This is a genomic window from Nocardia sp. NPDC046763, from assembly GCF_040645495.1.
Lineage (GTDB): Bacteria > Actinomycetota > Actinomycetes > Mycobacteriales > Mycobacteriaceae > Nocardia.
Window position 1 is genome coordinate 1 of record NZ_JBEYYI010000073.1, and the last position, 6,141, is coordinate 6,141.

General features: G+C 69.1%; 7 protein-coding genes and 1 pseudogene. 2 read left to right on the plus strand and 6 right to left on the minus strand.

Annotation, left to right across the window (positions count from 1 at the left end; all coding sequences use genetic code 11):
* The first annotated feature begins 294 nt into the window (after window positions 1-294).
* A pseudogene (locus tag ABZ909_RS43270) lies at window positions 295-1,153 on the plus strand (MaoC/PaaZ C-terminal domain-containing protein).
* Window positions 1,154-1,516: 363 nt separating this feature from the next.
* Entirely contained in the window at window positions 1,517-1,864 is a 348-nt protein-coding gene (locus ABZ909_RS43275) for a hypothetical protein (protein ID WP_357012259.1), read from the plus strand.
* A 21-nt stretch (window positions 1,865-1,885) separates the two neighbouring features.
* Here ABZ909_RS43275 and ABZ909_RS43280 read toward each other — a convergent pair whose 3' ends face one another.
* The 6 genes from ABZ909_RS43280 to ABZ909_RS43305 form a co-directional block, all read right to left on the minus strand.
* A complete protein-coding gene (locus tag ABZ909_RS43280; RefSeq protein WP_357012261.1) occupies window positions 1,886-2,431 on the minus strand; it encodes an RNA 2'-phosphotransferase in 546 nt (181 codons plus the stop codon).
* 47 nt (window positions 2,432-2,478) lie between these two features.
* Window positions 2,479-2,934, minus strand: a complete 456-nt coding sequence (locus tag ABZ909_RS43285) for a hypothetical protein (protein ID WP_357012263.1) — start codon at window positions 2,932-2,934, stop codon at window positions 2,479-2,481.
* A complete protein-coding gene (locus ABZ909_RS43290) occupies window positions 2,931-4,205 on the minus strand; it encodes a DUF58 domain-containing protein (RefSeq protein ID WP_357012265.1) in 1,275 nt (424 codons plus the stop codon). Before ABZ909_RS43290 ends, ABZ909_RS43285 begins: the two co-directional genes overlap by 4 nt.
* A gap of 7 nt (window positions 4,206-4,212) precedes the next feature.
* A complete protein-coding gene (locus ABZ909_RS43295; protein WP_357012267.1) occupies window positions 4,213-5,175 on the minus strand; it encodes a MoxR family ATPase in 963 nt (320 codons plus the stop codon).
* 20 nt (window positions 5,176-5,195) lie between these two features.
* On the minus strand, window positions 5,196-5,699 hold the full coding sequence (locus tag ABZ909_RS43300; protein ID WP_357012269.1) for a hypothetical protein: 504 nt from the start codon (window positions 5,697-5,699) through the stop codon (window positions 5,196-5,198).
* Window positions 5,700-5,748: 49 nt separating this feature from the next.
* A partial coding sequence (locus tag ABZ909_RS43305; RefSeq protein WP_357012271.1) for a DUF4129 domain-containing protein occupies window positions 5,749-6,141 on the minus strand: 393 nt, incomplete at its 5' end.

The window sequence follows — 6,141 nt, forward strand, 5'->3', positions numbered from 1 at the left end:
GGCGCGGGGGGCCTATAACCAATCCTCACCCCCCAAACCCGGTTTGAGTTGGGGGTGGGGGGCGTTGGGGGTCCCGCCGTGCCCGCCCCAACCCCACCCCCGTATGCCCCGTCGTACCGCTCTATCCAGGCGGGGCGCGGACAACTGAACAGCCCGTGCCCGCCGCCGCGAACGCTCTTTCCGGCGGCGGGCCGGGAACCAGACTTTCGAGCGCGACCCGGTCAGCGGGGCGGCGGCTTGCGGGGAGACGAGCCGCGCCGAACCATCGGACGCGAGTGACGAGGAGAACCTTTCATGCCCATCGATTTGAGTGTCGCGCTCGGCGCGCAGATTCCCGCGCGCGAATTCAGCTGGTCCGCCAGTGATGTGCAGACCTACAACCTGGCGCTCGGCGCGGGCAACCGCTGGACCGACGCCGCCGAGCTGCGCTACGTCGACGACCGCGAGCCGCAGGTGCTGCCGTCCTTCGCGACCGTCGCGCCGTCCTTCCACGAGACCGAGCCGCCGAAGGTGAAGTTCGACGGCATCGACATCGATCTGGCGAAGGTCGTGCACGGCCACCAGGAGATCAGTGCACCGCCCGATCCCGGCCTCCGGCAAGGGCAGCATCTCCGGCCGGATCAGCGAGATCTGGGACAAGGGCTCCAACGCCGTCATCTGGCGTGAGGACACCGCCGTCGGCTCCGACGGCGCACCCCTATGGACGTCGCGCTCCTCCATCTTCGCCAAGGGCGAGGGCGGCTTCGGCGGCGACCGCGGTCCCAGCGCGAAGACCGAACTTCCGGACCGGGCACCGGATTTCGAGGTCCAGACCCCCACCCTGCCGCAGCAGGCGCTGCTCTACCGCATGTGCGGCGACCGCAACCCGCTGCACTCGGACCCCGAATTCGCCCGCAACGCCGGCTTCCCCAACCCGATCCTGCACGGCCTGTGCACCTACGGCCTGGTCCTGAAGACCGCGACCGACACCGTCCTGGCCTCGGATGTGTCCCGCGTCAAGGGTTTCCGCGCCCGCTTCGCCGGCGTCATGTACCCCGGTGAGACCCTGCGTTCCCGAATCTGGCAGCAGGACGGCGAACTCGTCATCGCGGTCACCGTCGTCGAGCGCGACGACGCCCCCGTCCTCGCGGACGTGGTCCTCACCCACTCGTAACCCGAACAGGGCTTCAAGATCAGGGAGCTCCCACTGCGGGAAATCGGACAGATTTCCCCGGTGGGAGCTCCCTGATCTTGTTGGGCAGGGCGTGCGGGGAGTGCGCGCTGATTCGCGGGCCGAGACCCGGTGGGTGACACCGCAATCCGGCCATATGTCGCATACCGGATATCGAGATGGCCGCAAACCTTCAGCGCGACAGCGGGATCGGCGGCGGCGGAGTTGCTCAAAGCGGCCGAAATTCGATTGACCCTGACCCAGGACGCGCTGGAGGCGTAACGTCTTCAGGAATATGGTGAATATCTGGCTAACCAACCGAATACCTAGCTGACTACGACCGAAAGACACGGAGAAGGTGAACAAATGGCCGCCTGGCAAGTGTTCACGGCCACTCTCGCAACGCTCGTGATCATGGCCGTCACCATCACGAGCCTGCACCACCCCCATCAGGATCCGAACAGACTCTCCGTAGAACGGATCCGCGATCGAATCAACAAGGAACGCAGCGTATTAGCGCTGGCAACCCCCGACGCCTCCGCCTGGTCGCATCTGGCCCCGGATCACCCGCTGAGCGTCCAGGAAGCCCATCGCACCATGCAGCAGCACCGCCGCTGCCCGGTTGCGGAGTGCGCGCGCAAAGCCGCGGCATTCCGGGCGCTCATCGACGCCGGCCGCATCAAGCCGACCCGCATGCCCCCCGCCCTCCAGTAGTCGCCGCGGCGGCCGCCCCGCTCAGAGTCCGGACAGGTATCCGGGCGGGACGGCGGCCACCAGCCAGACCCCATTGGTGCTGACCCGGAATTCGTACCCGTCGCGGTGCATCGCGCCGGCAGCCACGGTCAGTACCACGGGTCTGCCACGTCGTGACCCGACCTTGACGGCGGTCTCCGTATCCGCCGACAGATGAACGTCGTGGCGGCGCATGGGCTTCAGCCCCTCGGCGCGAATTCCGGGCAGGGCCGCGGCAACGGTGCCGTGGTAGAGAACCGCGGGCGGTACGGTCGCCCGATACTCCAGGTCAACGTCGACACTGTGCCCCTGACTCGCGCGGATCCGGGTCCCCGTCGCATCGAATTCGAAGCGGCGCTTGTTGTTCCGTGCCACCACCTCGTCCAGTTCGGGACGCGAGAGCGCTCGCCCGTGCCGGCCCAGCGCCGACAGCAGCGTGGCGACGTCCACCCACCCGGCCGGGTCCAGCTCGATGCCGATGGCCTCGGGTGCGTGCCGTAGATGCCTCGACAGGCGTTTCGAGGCCTTGATCATCTGCTGTTCGTCCATGGCGCGAGTGAACCAGCCCCACAGCCGGATTCGAAGCGATTTTCGCCTCAGCCGCCGGGCGTGTGCTCGGCTCGGCCGCCGGTCCGGTCGTCGGTCAGTCCGCGAACCAGCAAGGCGTACAACGCGATCACGGTGAACGGCGCGAGGATCGGCACCCAGGTGAGTCCGGTGGGCAGCACGGTCGCGGCCCCCGCCGCCACCGTGAACACCAGTGCGCCGGCCACCGACGGAATCGTCGTCGGCACCACGCCCACCGGAGCCGACACCGTAGCCGTGTTCAGCAGGTAGGTGGTCGCGACCAGCCCGATGCCGCCCGCCACCAGGGCCCCGGTCCCGACCCAGGCCAGCGCCGCCATGGCCGCGAGCACGGCCAGTACCGCGCACACCCGCCAGCGCCAGCCGGCCACCGCCAGGATGATCACCGGTATCGCGGCCCACGGCAGCACGATGGCCACCGCACCCGCCAGCAGCAGCCCGGACAACACGGCGAGGAACTTGGTCATCGGCGGACCCTCACGGTGCGGCGGTGTTCGGGCAGCAGGCGCATGACCTGATCGAGGCGGGTGTCCTCGGGCCAGGACACGATGTCGACGCCGACGGTGCCCATATCGCGATACATGGAGGTGCGTTCCAGCTGCCACATGCGCGCGAGGGTGGAATCCAGGCCGTCGCCGAACGGCGTTCCGCGCAGCACGTCGACCACCACCACGACGTGGCCGCGCTTGCGCAGATCGATGAGGGCCAGGGCGAATTGGGTGTCGAGCAGCGTCGAGAAGGCGACGATGACCGCCCCGATGGGCACCGCGGCGTGCGGCGCCAGCGTGCCCTCGGTGAGGATGTGCTCGTCACCGACATCCAGCACGGCGTCCACGATGCGATAGAACTGGCGGCGGCCGATATCCGGTCGCAGCCAGCGCGGGGTACGGCCCAGGCACACCACGGCCGTGCGGTCGCCCGCCTGCAGCGCGGACTGGGCCACCTGGGCGGCGCCGCGCACCGACAGCTCCAGCGAATCCGACGCGGGCCCGGGCGCCTGCATCGACGTGTCCACCAGCACAACCACATCCGCGGCCCGGTTGGTGAAGCGCTCGGTCACGAACAGCTGGCCGCGCCGCGCACTCACCGGCCAGTTCACGGTGCGCAGCTGATCTCCCGGCGTATACGCGCGGATATCCGCGTACTCCACGCCCGGCCCGGCCCGCCGGGTGAGATGGGTACCCATCCGTTCGGGAAGTTCGGTGCGCGGCAGGCGCATCCGCTGCGGATCGGTGATCGGATAGACGTATACCTCGCCCGCACACAAGCGCACCGAGGCCACCGCCAGCCCGGCCGGGCTCAGTGCGGTCACCCGCATCGGCACCGGATATCGGCCCCAGCGCGGAGCCGACAGCGCCAGCCGCAGCCCGGCGGGCGCGGTCCCGGAGTCCACCGTCTCCTCGACGTGGACCTCCATGCTCTGCAAGGGTTCCGGATGCAGCCGCAGCAGCGCGTGCCCGCGTTCCACGAACGCCGCGGCGGTCAGCACCACCTCTTCGGTCTCGAAGCAGCGCAGCACCCCCGCCCCGTCCACCTGGATACGGGTGCGGGACTGCTGCAGCGGCGCGGTGGCCAGCACCCCGAGCATGGGCGCGGCGAACACCACCAGCTGCCACTTCCCCAGTACCAGCGCCAGCACCAGTGCGGGCACGGACACCGCGGCGAGCATGAACACCAACGGTGCGGGCCGCCAGCGCAATTCGGCCTCGACCGCCGTACTCGTGTCGCGATGCTTCATACGCGCCTCAGGCCTGGGTGGCGCGTGGGACCGGCAGGCGGCGCAGCAGTTCGGAGATCACGTCCTCGCCACGGATGCGGCGGACCCACATCTCGGGGCGCAGCGTGATGCGATGGGCCATGGCCGGCACGGCGAGCGCCTTCACGTCCTCGGGGACCACGTAGTCGCGGCCGTGCAGCAGGGCCCGGGCGCGGGCCATCTGCACCAGGTCGAGTTCGGCGCGGGGGCTCGCGCCGACCTCCACCTGGGGATGCCCGCGGGTGGCCGAGGCGAGCGAGACGACGTAGCCCACCACATCCGGGTGCACCGTCACGAATTCCACCGACTGCCGCATCTCCAGCAGGCCGTCGGCATCCACCACCACCCCGATCTGGGCGGGTTGCGACCCGCGTTCCAGGCGGCGGCGGATCATGTTCATCTCGTCGGTCTCCGACAGGTAGCCCAGCCGCAGTTGCATGGCGAAGCGGTCGAGCTGGGCCTCGGGCAGCGGGTAGGTGCCCTCGTACTCGATCGGGTTGTCGGTGGCGAAGACGATGAAAGGCTGTGGCAGCGGGAAGGTTTCGCCATCGATGGAGACCTGCCCCTCGGCCATGGCCTCCAGCAGCGCGGCCTGGGTCTTGGGCGGGGTGCGGTTGACCTCGTCGGCCAGCAGCATATTGGTGAAGACCGGGCCGCGCCGGAAACTGAAACGACCCGAATGCATGTCGTAGATCGTCGACCCGATGAGGTCTGCGGGCAACAGGTCCGGAGTGAACTGCACACGGGTGAAGTTCAGCCCGAGCGCGGTCGCGAAGGAGCGCGCGATGAGGGTCTTGCCCAGTCCGGGCAGGTCCTCGATCAGGATGTGGCCCCCGGACAGCACCGCGATCATGATCAGCTGCAGTTCGTCCCGCTTGCCGACCACGACCCGGGATACTTCACGCAGCACCGCATCGGTGCGCTTGATGGTCACGTCCATCGGTGATGTCATCGCATGTCTCGCATCTCATCTCACATGTTCTGCAGTCGGCGCAGGATTTCGTCCAGGGCCTCGCGGCCGGGTGCTCGATTGACCTGATCACGTGGCGCCGAGTTCGCCGGGTCCACCCAGCGCCACAGCTCGGGCCCGAACTGCAGCTGTCCCGCCACTTCCAGCGCACGCCGGTTCTTGGCCATCCGATACCCGCTGGTCAGTTCGAATTCCTTGGCCAGCAGCGGCCGCAGGTGCCGATCCCAGTCGGCGCGCGAACCCTCGGAGCGGTCGGCCAGCATCTCGGCGCGCGCCTGCCAGCGGTGCAGCATCTCGACGGGGCCGTTGTCGATGTCGTTGTCGTCCGGTTCGGGCGGGGCGAGCCGACGCGACCGCTCCACCAGCGACCACAGCAGCAGTCCCAGCGCAGCAGCCACCGGAACGGCGGTGAGGGCGACCAGATGCTCGCGCTGATCGCCGAGGGCGAGCAGCTCGAACAGGAGGACCAGCGCCACCGCGCCCACCACGATCGCACTCCGATTCATGGCCGGACCCCCGTTCGATCTCTCGAGATCCACACTGCCACAGCGTCTTTCATGCCGCCTGCCCCTGCAGATCGGCCAGCACGATGCGGAGCAGTTGCTCGGCGCGCATCCGCTGCCACTCCAGCATGGAGTGCGGGCTGAACCGCGCCTCCTCGAACAGGGCCACCAGTTCGCGGGCCGACGCGTCGTGCAGGAAGCCGCGGTCGAAGGCCCGCGCCAGCACCTCGGACGGGGTGTCGGAGGCCAGCGGGGCGACCTCCCGCGCCTGCGCCAGACCCCTTTCCATGGCGACATAGCAGGCGATGATGGCGGTGCGCGGATCCTGGCCCGGCGCGATCATGGCCGCCAGCCCCATCTCGGCGACCTTGGCCAGTGAGACCGCCTCGGTGGCCGCGGGCTGCGGTAATGGCGTGCGCTCCAGTGCGGGCCGCCGGTTCGAGCT